This window comes from Flavobacterium pectinovorum, assembly GCF_900142715.1.
Taxonomy (GTDB): domain Bacteria; phylum Bacteroidota; class Bacteroidia; order Flavobacteriales; family Flavobacteriaceae; genus Flavobacterium; species Flavobacterium pectinovorum.
On sequence record NZ_FRBX01000003.1, the window covers coordinates 268626 to 294070 of the forward strand.

27 protein-coding genes are annotated in these 25445 nt (G+C 33.0%); 24 read left to right on the forward strand and 3 right to left on the reverse strand.

Translation table 11 applies throughout. From position 1 onward, the window contains the following. Nucleotides 1-29: 29 nt before the first annotated feature. The 4 genes from BUE22_RS11805 to BUE22_RS11820 all read left to right on the forward strand — a co-directional run bounded on the left by BUE22_RS11805 (nt 30) and on the right by BUE22_RS11820 (nt 3593). Nucleotides 30-482: an Lrp/AsnC family transcriptional regulator gene (locus tag BUE22_RS11805; protein WP_042563034.1), complete on the forward strand. Its 453-nt coding sequence runs from the start codon at nt 30-32 to the stop codon at nt 480-482. A 111-nt stretch (nt 483-593) separates the two neighbouring features. Next, nucleotides 594-1367 (forward strand): dienelactone hydrolase family protein, encoded by a 774-nt coding sequence (locus BUE22_RS11810; protein ID WP_073395207.1) that lies wholly within the window; start codon nt 594-596, stop codon nt 1365-1367. Between the two features lie 235 nt (nt 1368-1602). Beyond that, entirely contained in the window at nt 1603-2568 is a 966-nt protein-coding gene (locus tag BUE22_RS11815) for a DUF3667 domain-containing protein (RefSeq protein WP_073395208.1), read from the forward strand. 8 nt (nt 2569-2576) lie between these two features. Then, nucleotides 2577-3593: a M28 family peptidase gene (locus tag BUE22_RS11820; protein WP_073395209.1), complete on the forward strand. Its 1017-nt coding sequence runs from the start codon at nt 2577-2579 to the stop codon at nt 3591-3593. Between the two features lie 506 nt (nt 3594-4099). Here the strand turns inward: BUE22_RS11820 and rho are convergent. Continuing rightward, the gene (gene rho / locus BUE22_RS11825) at nt 4100-5926 is read right to left on the reverse strand and encodes a transcription termination factor Rho (protein ID WP_073395210.1); all 1827 of its coding nucleotides are present in this window, start codon (nt 5924-5926) and stop codon (nt 4100-4102) included. Between the two features lie 182 nt (nt 5927-6108). Between rho and BUE22_RS11830 the strand changes: the two genes are divergently transcribed. From BUE22_RS11830 to BUE22_RS11840, 3 genes are all read left to right on the forward strand, one after another. Beyond that, entirely contained in the window at nt 6109-6525 is a 417-nt protein-coding gene (locus BUE22_RS11830) for a DUF4293 domain-containing protein (protein ID WP_042563039.1), read from the forward strand. 164 nt (nt 6526-6689) lie between these two features. Beyond that, complete coding sequence (locus BUE22_RS11835) at nt 6690-7352, forward strand: response regulator (protein ID WP_042563040.1); 663 nt, start codon at nt 6690-6692, stop codon at nt 7350-7352. A gap of 20 nt (nt 7353-7372) precedes the next feature. Then, the gene (locus BUE22_RS11840; RefSeq protein WP_073395211.1) at nt 7373-8308 is read left to right on the forward strand and encodes a sensor histidine kinase; all 936 of its coding nucleotides are present in this window, start codon (nt 7373-7375) and stop codon (nt 8306-8308) included. A gap of 23 nt (nt 8309-8331) precedes the next feature. On the opposite strand, the gene BUE22_RS11845 is transcribed toward BUE22_RS11840, so the two are convergent. Next, nucleotides 8332-8826 (reverse strand): metallophosphoesterase family protein, encoded by a 495-nt coding sequence (locus BUE22_RS11845; protein WP_073395502.1) that lies wholly within the window; start codon nt 8824-8826, stop codon nt 8332-8334. 269 nt (nt 8827-9095) lie between these two features. Then, a complete protein-coding gene (locus BUE22_RS11850; RefSeq protein WP_073395212.1) occupies nt 9096-11009 on the reverse strand; it encodes an SPFH domain-containing protein in 1914 nt (637 codons plus the stop codon). Between the two features lie 409 nt (nt 11010-11418). Here BUE22_RS11850 and truA point away from each other — a divergent pair, with 409 nt between their 5' ends. The 17 genes from truA to BUE22_RS11935 all read left to right on the forward strand — a co-directional run bounded on the left by truA (nt 11419) and on the right by BUE22_RS11935 (nt 25443). Then, nucleotides 11419-12153 carry a tRNA pseudouridine(38-40) synthase TruA gene (truA, locus tag BUE22_RS11855; protein WP_073395213.1) on the forward strand — a complete coding sequence of 245 codons (735 nt, stop codon included), beginning with the start codon at nt 11419-11421 and terminating at the stop codon, nt 12151-12153. An 89-nt stretch (nt 12154-12242) separates the two neighbouring features. Beyond that, nucleotides 12243-13997, forward strand: a complete 1755-nt coding sequence (locus tag BUE22_RS11860; protein WP_073395214.1) for an ABC transporter ATP-binding protein — start codon at nt 12243-12245, stop codon at nt 13995-13997. 143 nt (nt 13998-14140) lie between these two features. Further along, nucleotides 14141-14725: an NUMOD4 domain-containing protein gene (locus tag BUE22_RS11865; protein WP_042563045.1), complete on the forward strand. Its 585-nt coding sequence runs from the start codon at nt 14141-14143 to the stop codon at nt 14723-14725. A 407-nt stretch (nt 14726-15132) separates the two neighbouring features. Continuing rightward, entirely contained in the window at nt 15133-16521 is a 1389-nt protein-coding gene (gene lpdA, locus BUE22_RS11870; protein WP_073395215.1) for a dihydrolipoyl dehydrogenase, read from the forward strand. A 155-nt stretch (nt 16522-16676) separates the two neighbouring features. After that, the gene (locus tag BUE22_RS11875; RefSeq protein ID WP_073395216.1) at nt 16677-17426 is read left to right on the forward strand and encodes a DUF2314 domain-containing protein; all 750 of its coding nucleotides are present in this window, start codon (nt 16677-16679) and stop codon (nt 17424-17426) included. Nucleotides 17427-17997: 571 nt separating this feature from the next. Beyond that, nucleotides 17998-18387, forward strand: a complete 390-nt coding sequence (locus BUE22_RS11880; protein ID WP_073395217.1) for a DUF1801 domain-containing protein — start codon at nt 17998-18000, stop codon at nt 18385-18387. A gap of 91 nt (nt 18388-18478) precedes the next feature. Then, nucleotides 18479-19387: an arginase family protein gene (locus BUE22_RS11885; protein ID WP_073395218.1), complete on the forward strand. Its 909-nt coding sequence runs from the start codon at nt 18479-18481 to the stop codon at nt 19385-19387. A 122-nt stretch (nt 19388-19509) separates the two neighbouring features. Further along, nucleotides 19510-20019, forward strand: coding sequence for a TPM domain-containing protein (locus BUE22_RS11890; protein WP_073395219.1), 510 nt, complete (start codon nt 19510-19512; stop codon nt 20017-20019). Nucleotides 20020-20228: 209 nt separating this feature from the next. Next, a complete protein-coding gene (locus BUE22_RS11895; protein ID WP_042563161.1) occupies nt 20229-20873 on the forward strand; it encodes a suppressor of fused domain protein in 645 nt (214 codons plus the stop codon). Between the two features lie 230 nt (nt 20874-21103). Next, entirely contained in the window at nt 21104-21778 is a 675-nt protein-coding gene (locus BUE22_RS11900; RefSeq protein ID WP_073395220.1) for a carbonic anhydrase, read from the forward strand. A gap of 171 nt (nt 21779-21949) precedes the next feature. Further along, nucleotides 21950-22270: an ArsR/SmtB family transcription factor gene (locus BUE22_RS11905; protein WP_042563051.1), complete on the forward strand. Its 321-nt coding sequence runs from the start codon at nt 21950-21952 to the stop codon at nt 22268-22270. Further along, entirely contained in the window at nt 22267-22767 is a 501-nt protein-coding gene (locus BUE22_RS11910) for an SRPBCC family protein (protein ID WP_073395221.1), read from the forward strand. The genes BUE22_RS11905 and BUE22_RS11910 overlap by 4 nt, the downstream gene beginning before the upstream one ends. A 101-nt stretch (nt 22768-22868) precedes the next feature. After that, nucleotides 22869-23414 (forward strand): GNAT family N-acetyltransferase, encoded by a 546-nt coding sequence (locus tag BUE22_RS11915; protein ID WP_073395222.1) that lies wholly within the window; start codon nt 22869-22871, stop codon nt 23412-23414. Nucleotides 23415-23423: 9 nt separating this feature from the next. After that, complete coding sequence (locus tag BUE22_RS11920; RefSeq protein WP_073395223.1) at nt 23424-24023, forward strand: NAD(P)H-dependent oxidoreductase; 600 nt, start codon at nt 23424-23426, stop codon at nt 24021-24023. Beyond that, nucleotides 24020-24379, forward strand: coding sequence for a DUF4180 domain-containing protein (locus BUE22_RS11925; protein WP_073395224.1), 360 nt, complete (start codon nt 24020-24022; stop codon nt 24377-24379). The genes BUE22_RS11920 and BUE22_RS11925 overlap by 4 nt, the downstream gene beginning before the upstream one ends. Nucleotides 24380-24550: 171 nt before the next feature. Further along, nucleotides 24551-24958 (forward strand): hypothetical protein, encoded by a 408-nt coding sequence (locus BUE22_RS11930; RefSeq protein WP_073395225.1) that lies wholly within the window; start codon nt 24551-24553, stop codon nt 24956-24958. 14 nt (nt 24959-24972) lie between these two features. Then, a complete protein-coding gene (locus BUE22_RS11935; protein WP_073395226.1) occupies nt 24973-25443 on the forward strand; it encodes a hypothetical protein in 471 nt (156 codons plus the stop codon). Nucleotides 25444-25445 lie beyond the last annotated feature (2 nt).

Here is a 25445-nt window from a genome sequence, read left to right on the forward strand (position 1 = left end):
CAATAAATTAGAACGAAAAAAATAGATGCATGGATATTTTAGATGAGTTTGACGTAAAAATTATCAAAGAATTAGAGAAAGATGGAAGAATTGCGTATTCGACTATTGCTACTAATTTAAAAATCTCGAATACAATGGTGCATCAGCGCATTAACCGTTTATTTGAACAAGGCATAATTACCGGCATCAAACCTATTTTAAACGAAAAACAAATCGGTTACGACTGGGCTTCGTTTACGGGAATTACGCTTAATAAAGATTCTGATTCTGAACGTATTATTGAGGCTTTAAAAGAAATTCCGGAAATTACAGAATGCTATTTTGTAACGGGTTCGTTTACGCTTTATTTAAAAATTACCGCAAAAAACCACGAACACATGCGTAAAATATTATATGAAAAAATCGATAATATTCCCGGGATTGCCAAAACAGATTCAATGATAGAATTGGGATGTGCTTTTAAAAGGAATATTTCTTTATAAAATATAAATAATTTCTCCATTTTATTTCAAAAATACAAACCTCAAAAGAAAATTCTTCTGAGGTTTTTTTGTAGCATTTTATTTCTGATATTTGTTTAAAATTGTAAGATCATGAAAAATACCACTATTCTAATTTTAACTATTATACTGTCTTCTAGCACTATAAATGCACAGTTAAAACCAGTAAAATATTCAGAAGGAAAACAAACCTTAAACGGTTTATTTATAAAATCTGCCAAAAAAAGCAGCAGCAATCCGGGCATTTTACTTTTGCCGGCGTGGCTGGGAATCGACAATGCATCTAAAGGAATTGCCGAAGAATTATCAAAGCTAGGCTATCATGTTTTTATCGCTGATATTTATGGCGAAGGAAATTATCCAACTAATACAACCGAAGCAGGAAAACAGGCAGGTTATTACAAAACGAATTTTGCTGATTATCAAAAAAGAATCAATGCGGCTTTGCAGGAATTAATCAAATCCGGAGCAAATGCAGATAATATTGTAGCTATTGGCTATTGCTTTGGCGGAACAGGAGTTCTTGAAGCCGCCCGCGGACATTTGAATTTAAAAGGTGTTGCTTCATTTCATGGGGGTTTAGGTAAAGATGCAGCGCGTGCCGTTGAACCAATTACGACGAAAGTCATAGTTTGTCATGGTGCTGATGATCCTTTTGTTTCGAAAGAAGAAATCACAGCTTTTCAACAGGAAATGCGCGATACAAAAGCTGATTGGCAAATGATTTATTATGCAAATTCTGTCCATTCGTTTACAAATCCTGAAGCTGGAAATGACAATTCAAAAGGCGCAGCTTATAATGCTGTTGCCGCAAAACGATCTTTTGAGCATTTACAGCTGTTTTTAAATGAAGTGCTGAAAAAATAAAATGGCACGCGGATGACGCTGATTAAACGGATTTACGCTGATTTTTTATTAAAATCATTCTAATCATTTAATCTGTGGCAAAAAACAAGAACACTGATAACGCGGATTGAACGGATTTACGCAGATAATTATTTACTTACAGGAAAAAAAACCAGCGTAAATCCGTTTAATCCGTAACATCCGCGGGCAATAAAAAAAAACCTAAAACCAAAACCAAAAACCAACCAAATTACCAATGTCACACAGTCCTATTAGAAAAGACAAAACCTGCCTGAATTGCAGGCACGTTGTCGAGCAAAGATTTTGTCCCAATTGCGGACAGGAAAACACAGACAGCCGAAAGACCTTTCATCATTTATTTATTCATTTTTTTGAAGATTTAACGCATTACGAAAATGCCTTTTGGAAAACGATTCGAAATTTACTGTTTAAACCCGCAACTTTAACTAAAGAATATCTTTCGGGAAAAAGATTGTCTTACCTGGCGCCAGTTCGTCTTTATATTTTCATCAGTTTTATTACTTTTTTAATGATTGCCTTGTTTCCCAGCCATGTAACTGAAAATCTGACTAAAAGCGAAATAGATCTTAATTCAAAACTGGAGAAAACAGATAATTTGAACATTAAGACATTTAATAAAACCACACATTTTAATATGCAGTCGGAGAAAGAAATCGACTCCATTCAGAAATATGGAAAACCAAGCGAAAAATATACTGACTTTGAATATTGGCTTTTAAAAAAGGTTATACCTATTACAGAAAACAATACAAAGGCAGAAATTATAGAAAAGTTTATAGAATCATTTGTTCATAATATCCCTAAAATATTATTCATCATAATGCCATTCTTTGCTTTCTTTTTATGGATTTTTCACAATAAAAAGAAATGGTATTATTTTGATCACGGGATATTTACGCTGCATTATTTTTCATTTTTGCTTTTAATATTCCTTATTCTGTTTGTCTTCCAGAAAATTATTGGTTTGTTTGGAAGCAGTTTAGGATTTATAGCTGATATTGCAAATTTTGTGGGGATCCTCTGGATGTCTTACTATTTTTACCCTGCACATCACCGTTTTTACGGCGAAAGCAGAATTGTTTCCTTTATCAAAAGTGTGTTTCTATTCTTTATAAACTCCTTTTTTATTGTATTTTTACTAACTTTTTATGTTTTTTACATATTCATTAATTTACACTAAACCCCGCAATGAAAAAAATTGTAATTCTATTATTGATTGCCTCAGCATTTTCATGTAAAAATGCGCAGTCTGTTGTATCGAAAGATAATTCAGATCCAACCAAATACGTGAAAGCTATTACCCAAAAAGATTTAAAAAAGATGTTATATGTGGTTGCTTCTGATGAAATGGAAGGTCGCGAAACTGGATCAAAAGGCCAGAAAAAAGCGGGACTTTACATGATCGAGCAATACAAAAAAAATAATATTTCGTTTCCTAAAGGTGCAAAAGATTATTATCAACCAGTTCCTGCAGCCTTTTTAAATGCACGACGCAACGAGAATTTACCTGATTCTGAAAATATCTGGGCTTATATTGAAGGTTCTGAAAAACCGGATGAAGTTTTAGTGATTTCTGCTCATTATGACCACGTTGGAATTAAAGATGGCGAAATTTATAATGGAGCTGATGATGATGGTTCCGGAACTGTTGCCGTAATGGAAATGGCAAAAGCATTCGCAAAAGCAAAAAAAGACGGACACGGACCAAAACGTTCTATTTTATTTCTTCATGTAACTGGTGAAGAACACGGTTTGCACGGTTCTCGCTACTATTCTGAAAATCCATTATTTCCAATTGCCAATACTATTACAGATATCAATATTGATATGATTGGCCGTCGTGATGTTGAACATGCAAATACTAACAATTATGTTTACGTAATTGGTGCCGACAGATTATCAACAGACTTACATAATATTGTAGTTGCCCAAAATGAAAAATTCACTAAAGTTGATTTAGATTTTAAATTCAATGATCCTAAAGATCCAAATCATTTCTACGAGCGTTCTGATCATTACAACTTTGCAAAACATGGTATTCCTGCAGTTTTCTTCTTTAACGGAGTTCACGAAGATTACCACGGAAAAGGCGATGAACCAGAAAAAATTGAGTACGACGCTTTAACCAAAAGAACACAATTAGCGTTTGTAGTTGCCTGGGAATTGGCAAATAGAGAAAACAGACCGGTAGTGGATAAGAAATAAGGTTCTTTTTTAAGGGCCTGAGGTACTGAGATGCTAAGATTCTAAGTTTTTTTTTAAAACGCTAAGAATTGAATTTGTTATTTTAGCTATCATTATGGAAACATAGCCTCCGGTTTTAACCGTGGGAAACATAATAATTATTACATTATTACAAAACGTTATTACAAACGTCTCCCACGGTTAAAACCGCGGGCTATGTTTGAAATTTGAAATCGTAGGTGTTTTAATAGAATTCATTACATTTCTAAAATAAAACCAAAAAGGGATGGATTTTTAACTCATCCCTTTTATATATATAATCTCAAAGTTATTGCAATACGTCTCCCACGGTTGAAACTGAGGGCTATATTTGAAATGTGAAATCATAGATGTTTTAATAGAATTCATTACATTTCTAGATAAAAACCAAAAAGGGATGAGTTTAAAAACTCATCCCTTTTTATGTATATATATAATCTCAAAGTAAAACCTCAGAACCTTTGTAGCTTTGAGCCTTTGTCCCTTTTTTAATCATTCATAGAAATCAAGAACTCTTCATTATTCTTCGTTTTCTTGAAGCGTTCGTTTACAAAATCCATAGATTCTACAGGGTTCATATCGGATAGATATTTACGCATGATCCACATTCTTTGTAATGTTTTTTCGTCTAATAACAAATCGTCGCGACGTGTGCTTGAAGATGTAAGATCGATGGCAGGGAAAATACGTTTGTTGGCGATTTTACGATCTAATTGAAGCTCCATGTTACCGGTACCTTTAAATTCTTCAAAGATTACCTCATCCATTTTGGAACCTGTTTCAGTTAATGCAGTTGCGATGATACTCAATGATCCACCATTTTCTACATTTCTTGCAGCTCCAAAGAAACGTTTTGGTTTTTGTAATGCATTGGCATCCACACCTCCACTTAAAACTTTACCAGAAGCCGGCTGAACTGTATTATAAGCTCTTGCCAAACGTGTAATCGAATCTAAAAGAATCACTACATCGTGTCCGCATTCTACCAAACGTTTTGCTTTTTCAAGTACAATGTTGGCAATTTTTACGTGTTCTTGCGGTTCTCTGTCAAAAGTCGACGCGATAACTTCACCACGAACACTTCTTTGCATATCTGTAACCTCCTCAGGACGCTCATCAATCAAAAGTACGATTAGATAAACTTCAGGATGATTGGCTGCAATCGCATTGGCAATGTCTTTTAACAACATTGTTTTACCGGTTTTCGGTTGTGCGACTATCATACCACGTTGTCCTTTTCCTATTGGAGAAAATAAATCTATAATACGGGTTGAAACTGAACTGCCTTTTTCGGCTAATTTGAATTTTTCTGAAGGAAAAACTGGTGTCAGGTGTTCGAAAGAAACTCTGTCGCGAACTACCTGTGGATCGTGACCATTGATTTTCAGTACACGAACAAGAGGGAAAAATTTCTCGCCTTCTTTAGGAGGACGAACTACTCCTTTTACTGTATCTCCGGTTTTAAGGCCGAATAATCTAATTTGTGAAGTTGATAAATAAATATCATCCGGAGAGGCTAAATAATTATAATCTGATGAACGTAAGAATCCGTATCCGTCAGGCATCATTTCAAGAACACCTTCACTTTCAATAATTCCGTCAAATTCAAAATCTGAATCCCTGAAATTACTTTTTTTATTTTTATGATTTGGGTTTTGGTTTCCGTTGTTTCCGTTTCCATTCCCATTTTGATTCTGATTTGGGTTTTGATTAGGATTTGGATTCTGGTTAGGATTTTGCTTTTTAAGCTGATTCGGATTTATCTTTTTTACCGGAGTAATTCCTTCTGCTTTTTCAGCAACAGGAGCTGCATCAACATTTTCATTTTCGGCAGCTTCTTCAGAACCTACTTCTTTTACAGCTTCTTTTTCCTTTTGTAAAGCAACTTTTTTCTCGTAAGCTGATTTATTAAATTTTACGATTTTTGGTCCCTTTTTTTCCACTTCTCCTTCTCCATTTTCAGCAGTTTCTTCAACTTCCGGAGTTTCCTGAACCTTTTGATTTTGTTTTGAAATTGCAGGAGCCTTAACCTTTTCAGGAGCTTCCTCTACTTTATCAAATTCAAGAATAGGAGCGTTTTTGCTAATTGCTGTTTTTTTTACAGGAACAATTCTGGCTCTTTTGGGTTTGTCATCAGCTACTTCTGCTTCAGCAACAGCAGATACAGGCGGCGCTACAGTCGCTTCTTGATGTGCTAAAATCTGACTAATTAAAGTCTCTTTTTTAACACCATTAAACTTTATAGTTTTAGCTAACTTAGCTATTTCTTGAAGCTCAGAAAGCTTCATTTCTTTTAATGCAGAAATATCAAACATGAATATTCTATGAATTTAATTATTTTAAAGGAAATACTGTAAAAAGATAGGTAGATAATTGTTTTCAATTGACCGCAGTATGAAGTGCTTACGGTATTATGATGCAATAATACGAATAAAATTTAATCATACAATAGTATTTTAAAAAAAGAAAATATATTTTTGTAAAACAATTATTGATCATGATACAACGAATTCAAACTGTATATTTAATTCTTACCTTTTTAGTAACAGGAGTGCTGATGTTTTTTATTCCGCTTTGGACATTAAATACCGGAAAAGCATTTTATTTTATGCAGGACCAGGTTTATACTATTTTATTAGGTTTAAGCACAATGCTTACGATTATTAGTATTATTTCATACAAAAAAAGACAAAATCAGTTTGTAATGGGCAGACTGAACATAATATTAAATTTAATTTTATTAGGATTATTTGTATACCGATCACTAAATTTATCTGGAGAGACAGTTAACGCTGTTTCAGAGAAAGGTATTGGGATGTTTCTTCCTATTGTTGCTATCGTATTATTAGTGTTAGCTAATAAGGCCATCAAGAAAGACGAAGATCTCGTAAAATCTGTAGATCGTTTGAGGTAAACCTATAAACTTTATTTATGTGCGAAGAGAACCCGAATTTTATATTCGGGTTTTTTTGTGCCTGAAATTTCTTCAATTTTAATAAGACTTTCAAAAACAAAGAATTAAAAACTATTTTGTAAGATAAATTTCATAAATTTGATGTTTTGAGATTCAAATCAATCATGACACATAAAACAAGGATACATCTTGCTGATGATCATCAAGTACTTATCGATGGACTTACTAATTTATTGCGCACTGTTTCTGACTTTGAGGTTGTAGGTAATTCATTAGACGGAATGTCTATTTATGAAGATGTTATAAAAAACAATACCGACATCTTGTTACTCGACATTAGTATGCCTAAAAAGGATGGAATCGAAGTTTTAAAAGAGTTTAATGAAAAAGGATTTCCCTGCAAAGTAATTATTCTTTCGAGTTATGATGATTTAAAAATCGTAAAAGAAGTAATGAAATTAGGCGCTAAAGGATATCTGACTAAGAAAAGTGCCGGAGAAAACATTATCGAAGCAATCGAAGCTGTAAATAAAGATGAAGAATATTTTGACAAACATATAAGGGAAAAAATCTTCACTAATTTTACTCAAAATAATCCTAAATTAAACAAACCTGCTTTTAGCGAAAATCAGTTTTTGAGCGAACGAGAAATTGAAATTATCACTTTAATATCTCTAGAATATAGCGCAAAAGAAATAAGCGAAGAGTTATTCATCAGTGTCAACACAGTCGAAACCCATCGAAAGAATATAATGAAAAAGCTAAAAACCAAAAACGTTATTGGAGTGGTAAAATATGCCCTTAAAAATAATTTAATAAATCCATAGTCTTTACTAACTGATAATCTATGTTTACTTTTAGAATATTTATTTTATTTGTTTTTTTATCCGCATTTAGCAGTGCTTCGGTATTTAATCAATATGATGTATCTTCAAAAGTAACTGGTAGTAAAGAATTTAAAAAGGAAATCAATTCTGATAATTCAATAGTGAAAAAAGAACAGTTTCTGGAACTTGAAAAATCTACAAATAAAAAAATAGTGAGTTTCTACATTGTGCTCACTATAGTGTTAATGGTTTTGTTATATTTTGTTTATCAGAATGACAAATTAAAACGAAAGAATAAACAAAAAGATATTCAGCAAAAAATACAGCTTAACATTATCAACGCCGGAATCGACGGGCAAGAGAATGAAAGAAAGAAAATTGCATCGTTTTTACATGATAATATCAATTCTCTATTGTCTTCGGTTGGTTTGCATTTAAATACTTTTACGGTTCAAAATGCTATAAAATCAGAAGAACTTCTTAAAGCAAAAACCATTCTTGAAGAAGCTCACGATCGTTTACGAGACATGTCACACGATTTAATCCCAACTCTTTTGGTTCGTTTTGGCTTAGTTTATGCCTTAGAGGATTTATGTGAAAAAAATTCAAATTCTGGTCTTCTGTTTAAATTCACAAGTTCTGTACCTACAACAAAAAGATACAATGAGAAATTTGAAATTAAATTATATTTTATTGTAAGCGAATTATTTAGCAACATTATAAAACATAGTGCTGCTAAAAATGCCCAAATCTCATTGCACGAAAAACAAAATCGGTTGATTATTATTATTCATGATGACGGGAAAGGTTTTAATGCCGAAAAACTCCATCAGGAAGGTTTTGGACTGAACAGAATTAGAGCAAGAATTAAAAAACTAAAGGGTAGTTTTAATATTATTTCCAGAGCGAATGAAAGCACAGGAACTTCAATAAAAATAAAAGTGCCAACTTCATAACCTTACTTCTTTCTTCTGGCTTCTTACTTCTTACCTATTTCTATAATCTCAAGATCCTTTATTTTATCATCATCAATTACGAATCGCAGCATGGTTCGCATTTGGTGAAATCCACTTTTTCCTGCAGCACCGGGATTCATGTGCAACAAGTTATTTTTTTTATCAAACATCACTTTTAAAATATGAGAATGTCCACAAATGAATAGTTTAGGTGGATTTGCCGCCATTTCTTCTCTGATAGCTGGATTATATTTACCAGGATAACCACCAATATGTGTAATCCAGACAGAAACATTTTCACATAAAAATCTATTGTGCAATGGAAATTCCAATCTTGCTTTTGCATCATCTATATTACCATAAACACAACGTAATGGTTTTAGTTTTTTTATGGTGTCTGTAACATGCAAATCTCCAATATCTCCGGCGTGCCAAACTTCATCGGCCAGAGCCACATATTTTAAAATAGTATCATCAATATGGCTGTGAGTATCGGAAAGGAGGAGGATTTTTTTCATTTTTTTAAGGGGCAAAGGCTCAGAGTTGCAAAGGTACAAAGGTTTTTTTGTAGAGGCACACTGCAGTGCGTCTTTTGTATCATTTTCATTTATTATAAACATAAAAATCCGATTTGCTTTCGCAAATCGGATTTCTTAAACTTGATGTTAGACGCACTGCTGTGCGTCTCTACGAATAATCGAATTTATCCTGATGTTAAACCTGACAGGTTTTAAAAACCTGTCGGGTCTGTTGAATGTCAAATACTATTTGCATTTTACAATAACTACTATTTCTTCGGATTTTTACCATCTTTCGAATCTTTGGTATCCATCATTTCCATTAATTTTAATCCTAACAAACCACTGATAGAACCATCAGATCCACCATTTCCTGAAATTAAAACATCTGGTATTACTTTGATATTTCCTTTACCAATTTCTTCGGTAACTTTATATCTCGTAAAATTGTCACCGCCCATTGCACTAACCTGAAGTTGGTATGATTCTGCCGTAGATTTACCAATTGCCATAATTTTCTCTGCTTCAGCCAAACCAGTTTTTGAAATTCTTTCTGCTTCGGCACTTGCGTTCAGTTTCGTTGCTTCGGCTTGTGCTCCTGCTCTTGCTTTTGTTGCTTCGGCTTCTGCATTGGCTCTCATTTTTGTAGCTTCCGCTTCTGCATTTACGTTTAGTTTTAAACTTGTCGCGTCTCCTTCTGCTTTCTTTACAGTTGCATCTGCAGTACGTTGTGCAATTTCAACACTTTGTGAAGCACGAACAATTTCTTTTTGCATATCGGCAATAGCCGTTTCTTTCTCCATTCCCTGACGCTGTTCCTGCGCCATTCTTTGGGTTTGATAGGTTTTTTGCTCTTCTTCGGCTAATTTTCTATCGGTCAACGTTTTCATCAATGAATCTGGCGGAACGATATCTCCAATCAAAGTATCAACAGCATTTACATTATATTCGTCAAGAACTAATTTAATATGATTTTTTGCTGATTCCTGACGCTCTTTTCTGGTTGACAAAAACGAAATCACGTCGCTATCCTGAGCCGAGTTTCTGAAATAGTTACCAATTGTAGGTTCTAAAACCTGCGAAACCAAGTTGTTCATACTTCCAAAACGGGCAATTACTTTTGGTGCTTCGGCTGCCGGAACGTGAATAATTTGCGCCACATCTAAATTAAATGGGAAACCATCTTTGGAACGAACGGTAATCGTAGAAAGATTTTTATCTAAATCGTGTGATTCGCTTCTTGCATTTGCCCAGTTTAAAACCAAGTTTGTTGTTGGAACAGCTTCTAATTTAGTTGTGTATTTGTTCAACGCATATTTTCCAGGACCAAGAGGCTCCATCCAAACCCCACGTTGTCCTTTTGAAACAATATTTCCGTGTTTAAAGGTATCTCCGGTAACATCTTGTCCGTCTTCTCCAATATACGAAATCACCACTCCTACATATCCAATTGGCACATCTGTCATTGGGTTTTGTTCGATTAAAATTCCCCACGTATTAATATAGTAAGATCCAGCTAACATAACCTGAGGCTGTAAACCACGATTTCCACCACTTCCTAAAAACTTGTCGAAATCCTGAAAGTTGTTATGCCCTTCAACAAATTTACCCGCAATTTGTCCTTGCGGAATCGGTTCACCGTCGAGAGCAGTAACTATACCAATCATGTTTTCGTAAATCTTAATTTGATCTGCAATTACAATTTCGAACAAAAAAGTATTTATACGATACGAACCTGTTGTAATAAAAGCGGTCTGACGTCCTTTTTGCCCACCATTGTTTAAGAAAAAAGTAGCATCCTGAAAATTATCGCTATCTACTTTTCTGGCTAGAATTCGTCCGGTTGGAATTTCCTGACCGTCTTTACTCAAAACCAATCCAATTTTACCTTCGGGGATAACCGTAAATCCGGTCATGTCTATTGAATATTGCCAGATCCACATTCCCCAATATAAACCCGGAGCAAGCGTTTTTGCCTGATAACCCGCTTCGCCTTTTGTGGCAATAATACGCCCATCCGGCAATGATTTATCCGTTCCGAACAAAACGAACTTTTTGGTCACCAAACCAATTTTATCCTCAGGAACCATCACCATTCCGAAGAAAACACGTAAAATAAATTTGTAAAAAAGAATGGAGAATAAGATTAAAATTATCCACCAATAAGAAGTAATTTCATTCATAGTTTTTGATTATTTAGGATGCAAACATAGGAGAAATAGTTCCTGTTAAAATGAAATATTTTAAAAATTAACTTTTGCAGATTTTTTCAAAAAATGTTAAAAAAAACTTTCAATTAAATCGTTAGAATTGTCAATTTCTGACACGATTTTTTGCTGTGTGAACTATGATTGGTATTTTGGGTTTTAACAGTTTTTGGAGGAGGTGCAAAGGTTCAGAGTGGCAAAGGTTCAAAGGTTTACTGTTGACAAATGCAAAACAGGTATGATTTAATAATTTATACATTATAGATTAGATGCAATACAGTAAATCTCTAAAGAAAAACCTTTGAACCTCTGTACCTTTGCGACTTTGAACCTTATAAAGAAAAAAACTTTGTACCTTTGCACCTCAGAACCTCTGCACCTTAAAATGAGATATTTTATTCAATTTGCTTATAACGGAACACATTATCATGGCTGGCAATTTCAGCCCAACGCTTCTTCTGTTCAGGAAACTTTAAATAAGGCTTTTTCTGTTTTGCTGAATGCTCCTATAAATATAATGGGTGCCGGAAGAACAGATACTGGCGTTCATGCAACTGAAATGTATGGTCATTTTGATTTTGATGCTCCAATTGATACTCAAAATTTAGTACATAAACTCAATTCTTATTTACCGAAAGACATTGCCCTTTTTGATATTATTTTGGTTCATGATGATGCGCATTGCCGATTTGACGCCAGAAAAAGAACCTATGAATATCACATCAATACTGTTAAAAATCCGTTTTTGGAAGAATTGAGTTGGTATTTTAACCAAAAATTAGATGTAGCTTTGATGAATGAAGCTGCAAAGATTTTACTAAATCATACCGATTTTCAGTGTTTTTCTAAAGTAAATACAGATGTAAATACTTTTGATTGCACGATTTTTGAGGCATATTGGAAACAGGAAAACAACAAACTGGTTTTTACGATTTCGGCCAATCGTTTTTTACGAAATATGGTTCGCGCTATTGTAGGAACTTTAATAAATGTTGGGCTGCATAAAATTTCTTTGTCTGATGTCGAAAGTATTATTGCCAGTAAAAGCAGAGAAAAAGCCGGATTTTCAGTTCCGGCCCACGGTTTATATTTAACCAAAATTGATTACGATTATTTATAGCTGTAGGCTATAGGCTTTAAGCAGTAAGCTTTTAGCACTTTATTAAAGCCTACCGCCTAAAGCTTATAGCTTAAAGCAACAAAAAAAAAATGAAAGCAAAAGCATTTGATACCGGATTATTCAAACGAATTTTAAAATATACAAAACCTTATAAATGGCGTTATTACGGCGTTATTATTTTTGCAATTTCACTGTCGATTTTCGCAGCACTTCGCCCCTATTTATTAAAGCAAACGGTTGACGGCTATATTAAAACACAGGATAAACAAGGTTTATTGATGTATATTGTTTTGATGGGTATTGTGCTTTTATGTGAAGTTTTCTCTCAGTTTTATTTTGTGTACTGGGCCAACTGGCTGGGGCAGGATATTGTAAAAGATATTCGAACAAAACTCTTCAAACATATTTTAAGTTTTAGGATGAAGTATTTTGATTTGGTTCCGGTTGGGCAATTGGTAACCAGATCAGTATCTGATATTGAATCGATTGCACGTATTTTCAGTCAGGGACTTTTCATGATTATCAGTGATTTGATGAAAATGCTGGTGGTTTTAATTTTTATGTTTTACATGAATTGGGAACTAACCTGGATTGTAGTTATTGCAATGCCAATTCTGGTTTACATTACCCGAATTTTTCAGCGTAAAATGCAGGTTGCCTTTGAAGAAGTTCGTACGCAAATCGCAAACATGAACTCATTTGTACAGGAACGCGTTACGGGAATGAAAATCGTTCAGCTTTTTAATCGTGAAAAAATTGAAGCCGAAAACTTCAAAGAAATAAACAACAAACATCGTGTTGCGTGGATAAAAACAATTTTATACAACTCGATATTTTTTCCTATTGCTGACATTATTTCTTCGATTACTTTGGGATTGGTTGTGGTTTATGGCGGATTTAAAATTTTAAACGGAGATCATTTTACCACTTTTGGAGATTTATTTTCTTATACAATGTTCATTGGAATGTTGTTTAACCCTTTACGTCAAATTGCGGATAAATTTAATGAGATGCAATTAGGAATGATTGCGGCCAATCGTGTTTTTGATATTATTGACACACAGGATCATATTCAGGACACAGGTACTCTTGAAGCGCCAATTTTTAATGGAAGTATCGAATTTGCAGCAGTTCGTTTTAGTTATATTCCCGAAGAAGAAGTTATTAAAGGCATTGATTTATCTGTTGCTGCCGGACAAACTGTTGCAATTGTTGGTTCGACCGGAGCCGGAAAATCGACAATTATTAATTTATTGAATCGCTTTTACGAAATAAACAGCGGAACGATTTTTATTGACGGTCATAATATTGAGAATTATACTCTGGCTTCTTTACGAAAACAAATTGCCGTGGTTCTACAAGATGTATTTTTATTTGCTGATACTATATACAATAATATTACTTTACACAATCCGGAAATTACGCGCGAAAAAGTTCTGGACGCAGCCAAAAAAATTGGTGTACATGATTTCATTATGAGCTTGCCGGATAATTATGATTTTGATGTAAAAGAGCGTGGTGTTATGCTTTCATCCGGACAACGTCAGTTAATTGCTTTTTTACGTTCGTATGTGAGCAATCCAAGTATTTTGATTTTGGATGAAGCTACTTCTTCTATCGATAGCTATTCTGAAGAATTAATCCAGCGTGCTACAGAAACGATTACAAAAGGCAGAACCTCTATCATTATCGCGCACCGATTGGCTACAATTGTAAACGCAGATAAAATTGTGGTAATGGATAAAGGATTAATTGTAGAACAGGGAACACATCAGGAATTACTCAATAAAACCGATGGTTACTACAAAAATCTGTACGATTCTCAATTTTCGGTTGCAAACTAGGATTTGTAATGCTAAAAAAGTTCTTAAAAAAGTTAAAATAGCGTTATAGGAATCATAAATGTAATATCTGATGGAAATTATGTAACTGCATTGGTTTTTGATTTTTTTATATTTGAGAATATATAAATCAAATGTAAAAGAATATGCCACAAAACAGATTTTATCCAGACGAACAGTTTAAAGAAATAGAAATAAACGCCTCATTACAACTTCGATATGCCATTTCAAACAGAGGCCGTCTAATCAGTTTTTCTGACGAAATAGAAAACGGAAGAATCTTAAAAGGAGGATTAAGCGATGGCTATCCAACTTTTAGATTTAAGATTAAAAAAGACGATAAAATTGTCAACAAATACTTGTTTTTATACAAATTAGTTGCTCAATATTTTATTCCAAAACAATCAGAAGATCAAACATATGTTTTACATCTTGATTACAACAGAAGTAATGATGATGTGAAAAATTTGCGCTGGGCAACAAAAGCCGAAATGATGGCACACAGCCGTAAAAGTCCGCGTGTTATTCAGGCAAAAAAGAACCTGATCGAACACAATCTAAAAGCCGACGGAAGAAAATTAACCACCACAAAAGTGATGTTAATTAAAAAAATCCTTGCCAGACCAGAACAAAAAACACGCCTTAAAATGATCGCAAAACAATTCGGCGTAAGCGAAATGCAGATTAGACGTATTGCGAGTGGAGAAAATTGGGGACATGTTAAGGTTTAATTATTAATGGTGAATTATTAATTAATTTCACTCTGAGCGGAGTCGAAGAGCTTTCCAACTTGTAAGGGCTTCGACTCCGCTCAGCATGACACCGATTTAAGATTTCACTCTAAACAAAGTCGAAGAGTTTTCGTGTTGAAAGCTCTTCGACTTTGTTTATTTCAGGAAACACGTACTTTGAGTTTTAGCTTATCAATCTCGATTTTCAATTCATAATTCATAATTTACAATTAACAATTATACCGTTCTCTGTGAAAAAGGTTAGAATCAGTATGTCTAAAAATAAAATTTAAAGGCTATTTTAAAATAAATCCTTAAATTCGCAATCACAAATAACAAGAGAAATCGAAAAATGAGTTTCGGAATTATAAACTTCATTTTCGGTAGTAATACTAAAAACAAAAAAAATGAAATACGACGTTATTGTTTTAGGAAGTGGTCCTGGCGGATATGTAACAGCAATTAGAGCTTCACAATTAGGCTTTAAAGTAGCTGTAGTTGAAAAAGAAAGCCTTGGTGGTGTATGTTTAAACTGGGGATGTATCCCAACAAAAGCATTATTAAAATCAGCTCAGGTTTTTGATTACTTAAAACACGCTTCTGATTACGGATTAAAAGTTTCTGAATTCGATAAAGATTTCCCTGCAGTTGTACAACGTAGCCGTGGTGTTGCTGACGGAATGAGTAAAGGAGTTCAATTTTTGATGAAAAAAAATAAAATTGACGTTATCGAAGGTTTCGGAAAACTAAAACCAGGTAAAAAACTTGACGTTACAGATAAAGACAATAAAGTAACTGAATACAGCGCTGATCACATCATCATCGCAACCGGAGCTCGCTCTCGTGAGTTACCAAACTTACCACAAGACGGTGTAAAAGTAATTGGTTACCGTCAGGCAATGACATTACCAACGCAACCAAAATCTATGATTATTGTAGGTTCTGGGGCTATTGGAGTAGAATTTGCTCACTTTTACAACTCAATGGGAACTGATGTTACTATTGTAGAATTTATGCCAAACATTGTACCAGTTGAAGACGAAGACATTTCGAAACAAATGGAGCGTTCAATGAAAAAAGCTGGTGTAAAAATCATGACCAATTCATCTGTAGAAAAAATTGATACTACAGGAACTGGCGTAAAAGCAACTGTAAAAACAGCAAAAGGAGAAGAAATTCTTGAAGCTGACATAGTACTTTCGGCAGTTGGAATCAAAACAAACATCGAAAATATTGGTTTAGAAGAAGTTGGAATCGCTGTTGACAGAGATAAAATTCTTGTAAACGCTTACAATGCAACTAATATTCCAGGATACTACGCAATTGGAGACGTTACTCCGGGTCAGGCTTTGGCTCACGTAGCTTCTGCAGAAGGAATCAACTGTGTTGAAAAAATTGCTGGTTTACACGTAGACCCAATCGATTACGGAAACGTACCTGGTTGTACTTACGCAACTCCTGAAATCGCTTCTGTAGGTTTAACCGAAAAACAAGCTAAAGAAAAAGGATACGAATTAAAAATTGGTAAATTCCCATTCTCAGCTTCAGGAAAAGCAAAAGCGGCTGGTGCTGCAGACGGATTCGTAAAAGTAATCTTCGATGCAAAATACGGAGAATGGTTAGGATGTCACATGATTGGTGCCGGAGTTACAGATATGATTGCTGAAGCAGTTGTAGCTCGTAAACTAGAAACTACAGGTCACGAAATCCTTAAATCTATTCACCCTCACCCAACAATGAGTGAGGCAGTTATGGAAGCTGTTGCAGATGCTTACGGCGAAGTAATTCACTTGTAATATTAAACCGTTTTACGGTTATATATAATTTTCAATTTAAAAGTCCGATTTGTGAAAACAAGTCGGATTTTTTATTGTTAAAACCCAGACCATTTATACAAATTATTTTATCTTGTAGTTAAAATAGATTTACAACTAAAATTCTAAATTATATTATGGAAGAAACACCAGTATTCTTTGCCGATGGAGAAAATCCAAAAATGATTGAAGCCTTTAAAAAAGCACAAGAAACGTTTAAATATTTCTGGAGAGAACTCTCTTGGGAATATCGCCGAATTGTTCCGGCACTTGATGTTGCCTGCGTAAAATTGGCCTTCACACAAGAAATAGATAATGAAACTGTAGTCGAACACATGTGGATTAACGATATTAATTTTGATGGCGAAAAAATATACGGCATTTTAGTCAACGATCCCAATGAACTAACCAATGTAGAGAACGGAAATGAGGTAGAAATTCCGATAAATCAAATTAGCGACTGGCTGTTTGCTTCTCAGGGAAAAACATACGGAGGTTTTACGATACAAGCCATGCGATCTGAAATGAGTGAAACCGAAAAAGCAGAACATGATGAGGCCTGGGGTATGGATTTTGGCGATTATGATGACATTCTTGTTGCTTTTGAGCAAAAGGAAAAACCTGAAAACCTTATAGAACATCCTATGAGCATAAACATGAAAGAAAGCCTTTTAGAGTTTATAAAAAATAATCCAAATGAAGTAATCAGCAAAGATGAGCTGGGATATACTTTTTTACACCGCGAAACAATTGCAGGAAATAGGACTTCGGTTGAAGTTTTAATAGAGTCCGGAGCCGATATTAATGCAAAAACTATCCATGGTAAAACCCCATTAGATTTTGCAAAGCAACTAAACTGGCAGCACTTAATTCCACTTTTATCATAACTTTAAAATCCGATTTGCGAAACAAGTCGGATTTTTTATTAAAAACGCACTATTAAGAAATCTAAAAATATCAGAATCTACAAACTTAGTAATTCAGAATCTTAGAATCTTTATGATGGCGTGTCCCTCCGGGTCGGGCTATTCACTGCAAGTCCTCGCACTTCCTTCGTCAGGCTGTGGGCTTTTCGTTGCTATCCCTCACGCAAACCCGTTTTCATAAGGACATTTCATTTTCAATTGTTTTTTATAATAAAATTTGATTATTTTAGCTTCTATATTAAACTCATAAACAACTGTAAATTAATCAAATAAACGACATATTAAAAAGGTGTAATCCGTACGGGATAATTATATATGGAAATATGATTTTGCTACCAATATGTAAATCCTAACGGATTATCTCAAATTGGTTTATTATTTTTTTGTTTTATGTTTTATTTTAAACAGGCAAATCTTCAATATATATGACTGATTATTTATAATTGATTGATTGATTTATTATTTAAAAAAATCTTCAACATATATCTCGGAGAGATTACACATTGGTAGTAGAAACCACAATCAATTAACCATGAACACAACCATACAGGATTACAATAATTCACAAAATAGTTCAGACAAGGAAATCTGCGATCGATTGGCAAATATTATCGATAAAAATTTACCCGATGCCGAAAACAAAATCTGGCATGCACATCCGGTTTGGTTTCTTGACGGAAATCCAATTGTGGGATACAGCAAATTAAAAGATTCTGTTCGTTTACTTTTCTGGAGCGGTCAATCTTTTGACGAAGAAAAATTATCAAACGAAGGTTCTTTTAAAGCAGCTGAATTTCGCTATACCTCATCGGAACAAATTATTGAAGAAGATGTAAAACGCTGGCTCGAAAAAGCAAGAGAAATTCAATGGGATTATAAAAATATAGTCAAGCGTAAAGGAGTTTTGATACGGCTAAAATAAAAAAAGCCTGTCATTTTTATTTAGAATTTCAATTCAATCAAGCGATACAAAAGCATATATTTTAATAACTTTATAACCAAATTGCAAAGTTATGAGAGAAATATATATTGTCGAATTCCCATCAAATTTAGGCTTAAAAGAACCTCACCCAGGAAAAGAACCCGGTGTAAAACGTTTGCCGGATTGGTTTCAAAGACATAATTTGCATAAAATACTCGATCCTGAAAATACCCTTAGACTCGATCCTCCAAAATATAACAATACAAAAGATTCTGAAACGCAAATTCTAAACGCAAATTCATTAATAGAATACGCGCGTGAACAAGCTTATCTCGTAAATAATCTACTCACCCGAAATAAATTTCCTTTTATACTTGGCGGTGATTGCAGTATTCTTTTAGGGTCTGCAATTGCATTGAAACAAAAAGGCAATTATGCTCTATTTTATCTCGACGGACATACTGATTTTATGGATATTTCCTTATCAGAAACCGGTGGCGTTGGCGGAATGGCTGCATCTATTGTAACAGGAAACGGACATGAAAAACTAACCAATATTTTAAACTTATCACCTTATATAAAAGAAGAAAACCTTTGGTGCGTAGGCAACCGAGAATATGACGATGAATATGAAAATGAAATACGAAATTCGTCTGCAACTTATATTAGCCTAAAAGATTTGCGAGAAAAAGGAATTTCAAATTGTACAACAGCATTTCTTTCAGAAGTTGAAAACAAGAATCTGGATGGCTTTTGGCTTCATATAGATGTGGATGTTCTCAATGATACTATCATGCCATGTGTTGACAGCCGCACGCCGGATGGTTTAACTTATGATGAGTTTAATGAACTTACCTCCTATTTATTTCAAAGTAAAAAACTTTGCGGACTCGAAATAACCATTCTGGATCCTGATTTAGATACCACCGGAAAATACACCAAAGATTTTGTAGATAATATTACACATACCTTCAACTTGTCTCAAAAAAACCAATTCTAAATACAAATTTGTTTGCCATTAATTGTTCATCTGAAATATTAACGCTTTAGTATAAAATTACTGAATATTTTATAACAATAAAGTGGTAATTTTGCGGCACCAAATCTAAATCTTAGCCTAAGATGAAAAAAATAATACTCCTTGTTACAATTGCATTGCTGTTGCCCGCCAGCTTTTTTGCCCAAACAAAAAAAGAAGCACAATCAAGTTCAGAAGCACAAAACATTTTTGCAAAATCATACGATAACGTTAATGATTTTGAGAAAATATTAACTCCAGCTCAAATAACTGCTTTAAACACCACTCTTAAAACATTTGAGAAAAGGAGACTTTATAAATTTATCATTGTAACTACTTCTTCTATAAAACCTTATACAGATTTATATGAATATTCTCAAAATTTAGATAAATACCTCAACAGTAGTTTAAAAATGCAGCCTACAATTTTAATACTTTTAAGTAAAGAATTAAGACAGATTCAAATTTTAGGAGAAGATTCTATACGCTACAAACTAAGTGACGATCAGACAAAAGAAATAATTAGCAGTTTTGCCGTACCGGAATTTAAAAAAGGAGATTATTATAAAGGTTTAGAAAGCGCTGTAAGTGAATTAATAAAAAAGCTGGAATAATATTCTAATTTTTAAATCAAATATCAAATCCGATTTGCGAGAGCAAGTCGGATTTTTTTTACCTATTATTTCAGGAAATCCGATCCTTATATGATAAAATTTACATTTCAAAAATGACAAAATAATTACAGCAAAAATCAAATAAAAAATATAATTTTTTATTTCAAAAAACTATATATTGTCATTCATTAATGATAAAACAGATAGGCATGACATTAGAAGAGTACAAAAAAGAATTTTCAGATGACGACGCTGTTGGGTGGTTATCAATAGATAAAGAATTTGAAACTCTTTATCCTGGTCAGGAACCAAAACATTTTGCTCCCGCAATCAGCTATATGCTTGGAGGAGAACATCCGCTTGACGGAGTAAGTTTTTATGAAAGCAAAAAACAAACTGATCACTATCATTTTGTAACTTATGGTTTCTCTGAATTATATTATAACGAAGAAAAATTAGACAGCGAGTTTAGCAAATGGGGATTTGAAATTACGTTTAGGCTCAAGCCGTTTGAAGAAGATAATGGAAATCCAAGCTGGGTAATTGCGTTGCTGCAAAATATTGCCAAATATGTATTTGACAGTGGTAATTGGTTTGAAGAATATCATTATATGCCTGCAAATGGCCCTATAAGACTAGATACAGAAACTGATATTACTGCATTGTTATTTGTATCAGATCCTGAAATTCCAAAAAAGCAAACACCGCATGGTGAGGTTTCATTTTTACAAATAGTCGGAATAACTTCTGCAGAATATGAAAACTTAAAAGAACATCCGGAAAAAGTGGAAGAATTAGTTGCCAAATTAAAAGAAAACAATCCTTTACTGATTACTGATCTAACCAGAAAGTAATTCAATCCTTAAAATAAGTCAAATCCTGTTTGTTAAACAAACAGGATTTTTTTATATTATTTAATCATCTTATGTTATTTGAGATTAAATTATCCTTCAGATTAAAAACATTTAACTAGAAAAAACAGTTAAATAATATTCAAAAGATATTGTGGCTTTATTATAAAAATTATCTTTGCTAAATAAATTTTAACAAGTATTGTATTTCAAATTATAAAGCAAAAGAAAAAATGAAAACAAAAATTTTAGCACTGGCCTTTCTTGCACTTTCGATAGCAGGATGCAAGAAAAATGATCTAAACACTGAATCTATTGAAAGTAACAAAAATTTAGAACCTTTAGCAAGATTAACTCAGGGAAATCAAAGATTTTTAGACGAAAAATCAATTCATCCACATCAAAACAAACAATCTGTTTTAGATAATCAAGATGGGCAAAAGCCATTTGCGGTTGTTATAACTTGTTCAGACAGCAGAGTTTCGCCAGAAATTGTATTTGATCAGGGAATTGGAGACTTATTTGTTATAAGAAATGCAGGAAATCTAATTTCTGATATTGATATGGGCAGTATTGAATATGCCATAGAACATCTGGACACAAAAATGGTTGTTATATTAGGTCATACAGAATGTGGAGCAATTAAGGCTTATATTAATGACAAAGATGGTTCATATAAAAAGCACTTTAATCACATTGATAATATTGTAGAAACTATTTCTCAGGAAAATGAAGAAATTGAGGCTGATAAAACAAAACCTAAGGCAACTAATTATCTTGGAGCAATTGATGCCAATATCAAACATTCGACAAAATTGATACAGGATAATCCAATTGTAAAAGAACATAATATTAAAATTGTATCAATGCGATATGATGTTCATACAGGAAAAGTTTCCCAATTGTAAAAAAGTACATCGCTAATAAATCTGCCGAAAAACCTAAATAATAGTGTTACTTTATTTAAGTTTTTCGGCTATTTTATTTATTAAAATTAAAAAAGTTATAAAATACTTTCTCGAAACCAAAAGGTTGCTTATATTTGCAACCTAATGATTGCGTAATTAACTTCCTTTTCCATGAAACGAGATATATTCCAGGCCATTGCCGACCCGACACGCAGAGCTATTTTAGTTTTAGTTACTAGTCAGGCTCTTACGCCAAATGCAATTGCAGAACAATTTGATACTACACGGCAGGCGGTTTCTAAACATATTAAAATTCTTAATGAATGTGAATTATTAGAACAGCACAAGGCCGGAAGAGAAATTTATTACCAATTAAAAATTGACAAAATGAAAGAAATTGATAAATGGCTCGAACAATTTAAAGAACATTGGGAAAACCGTTTTAATCAATTAGATCAAGTATTAATTAATCTAAAATCTTTAAAAAAATGAAATCAAATCTTTTAATGAACTTTTCTGTAGATAAGGAAAATAGCACGGTTAATGTAAAACGAGAATTTAATGCGCCAATTTCTGATGTTTGGTCTTCATGGACAGAACCTGAAATTCTGGATCAATGGTGGGCTCCTGCCCCATGGAAATCCAGAACTAAAAAAATGAATTTTAAAGAAGGCGGACAAAGATTATATGCCATGGTTGGACCTGAAGGCGAAGAACATTGGGCTTTGGCAGATTTTACTTCGATAACGCCTAAAACAAATTTTAAATATCTGGATGCATTTTGCGATAGCGAAGGTAATTTAAATGTAGATTTTCCACGTTCTGACTGGGATGTAAGTTTCGACGAGCAAAATGGCTCTACCTTTGTTAACATTGCTATCAAACATGAAAACCTTTCAGATTTAGAAAAAATCATCGAAATGGGCTTCAAAGAAGGATTTACAATCGCAATGGAAGGATTGGATAAAATATTCGAAGCCAAAAAATAACAAGAAAAACAATCACTTTTATTTGTATTTTCGTTTTAAATAATAGCGCCTAAATTTGAATTCAAAATTAGGCGCTATTTTAATAACTAATCGAAAACCAAATGCATCTAAATAGTATTAGCAATAGAATCTGTATTAGAAATTTAAAAGATTCAGATTTAAATGATTTCTTTTCCTACCGATCAAATCCGGAAATTACCAAATATCAAGGTTTTGACATCATGACAATCGGGCAATGCAAAGATTTTATAGATTCTCAAAAAGATATGCAATTTGGCAAAGCCGGCGAATGGGTTCAATACGCAATAGAAGATATCGAAACTAACAGATTAATTGGCGATTGCGCTATTAAACTCGACGATTATGATGTTAGAATTGCTCAGATCGGGATTACAATTTCGCATGAATTTCAGCAAAAAGGATATGCAAAAGAAACGATGAAAACGATTCTGGATTTTCTTTTTTCTATTGAAGATTTTCATCGTGTTGTAGAAATTGTTGATGCTGAAAATAAAGCTTCGATAAAACTTCTGGAAAGTTTAGGTTTTAAAAAAGAAGGCCATTTTGTCGAAAATATTTTCTTTAAAGGAAAATGGGGAAGCGAATTTCAGTATGCCATGCTAAAATCAGAATATAATAACAAATGAAAATTAAGTATGAACATTCTAATTGTTTACAGCCATCCAAGTGAAAAATCATATACATTTCAGATTCTGCAAAAACTGAAAAATGAAATAAACAAACAAAACTGGACTCTTCAAATTTCTGATTTATATGCTATGAATTTTCAAAGCGATATGTCTGCAGAAGAATATGAAAGAGAAGGATTTGCAAAAACCAATCTTCCCATTTCTGCTGATGTTTTAGCAGAACAGGATAAAATTGAAAAAGCAGATTGTATTATTTTTCTATATCCGGTTTGGTGGAGCGATTGTCCGGCAAAATTAAAAGGCTGGTTCGACCGCGTTTACTCGGTTGGATATGCTTACGGACAAAATGAAACTTCAAAAAAAATGAAAACAATTCCGATTGGACTTGTGATTTGCACCGCCGGACATCCAAATGAATTTCTTGAAGAAATAAATATGGCGCAAAGTATGCAAACCATAATGCTCGACGATCGTTTAGGAAAAAGATTTGAGGATAAAGAAATGTTGATTTTGGGCGGAACTCTTGAATTGGAAAAAGTTATGGCAAAACATTTTATACAAATTGAAGGTATCATCGAAAGAATCAAAAATTACGTAAAGAAATGATAATAGAAACGCATACTATAAACAATACAAAAATTGCCGAAGTTATTGCTGAAAACATTATAATTAAATCTATTGAAGACGGTTCCCAATTAGTTGCCGACATTTATTATCAGGACTTTGACGGAATTATTCTTTATGAAAAAAATATAACTCCTCTTTTCTTTGATTTAAAAACCGGAATTGCGGGCGAAATACTTCAAAAATTTTCTAATTTCAGAATACGTTTGGCAATTATTGGAGAGTTTGAAAAATATGAAAGTAAAAGTGTGAAGGACTTTATATTTGAAAGTAATAAAAACAGACAAATTAACTTTGTGAACACTTTGGAGGAAGGTTTACAACGATTTTCTAATTAATTTCACGACAAACCCGACAGGTTTTAAAAACCTGTCGGGTTTGGAATTATCGCCGAAGTAAAAGTTAAATTTGTATTTGCGTTTAAATAAGTTCTAAACTAATACACCAAATAAATTCAGTAAAATAAAGAATCGAAAAGTTACCATTTTATATACATTTCTAATTCAATCATGATAAACAAACAAACCGGAATTCGATTTTTACTTTTAGTAACAGTACTTTTTATTTTTTCTTGTAAAAAAGATATAAGCAAAGATTGTAAACAGATTAAAAATGGCCATTTTTTCTGGAAACATAATAAGATTGTTGTTTCAGTCAACAGAAAAGATTCTATTCAAATTGAACGTCAGTTAGGAACAAACTATTATCACAAATCAAGTGTCCATTGGATAGATGATTGTCATTATGAATTAAAAATACTTTCCTCAAATTTTCAAGTTCCGGACTCTATAAAAAAGATTCGAAACAATGATATTTTGACAACTGAAATACTCGAAGTAACAAATGATTATTATATTTATGAATGTACATATAGTTCTAATGTATCAGTAATTGATACTATGTGGATTAAAAAATAAAGCATTTAAAATTGATGAAATTAACCAAGGTTTTGAAGAAAATAAAAGTCTATGACTTATTTTGGATTGTTGCGACACTAATTTTATTAATTGGACTATCTGGTATTAATAATCCTGATAACACTTTTGATATTAATGTACATGACACTTATTTTGTAATAGCTCATTTTTATGGAGCAGTTTTATTCTCTCTATTTTACTTTTTAAACGGACTTGGGTACTGGTTAGTTCTGAAAGTATACAAAAAACATCTTATTACATCTTTAACCATCATTCATTCAGTCATTTTAATAGGTAGTTTTATTTTTTATCAGGCAATTGTATATTATAATAAAACATTTGTAAGATATTATTTTTATTTTGATGATAACTATCGATTAATTAATATGACTTTAATTTCAGAATTGTTGCTTATTATTTTCATCGGAATGCCCGTTTATATCGTCAATTTATTGATTGGACTATTCAGAAAAATTAATACTTAATT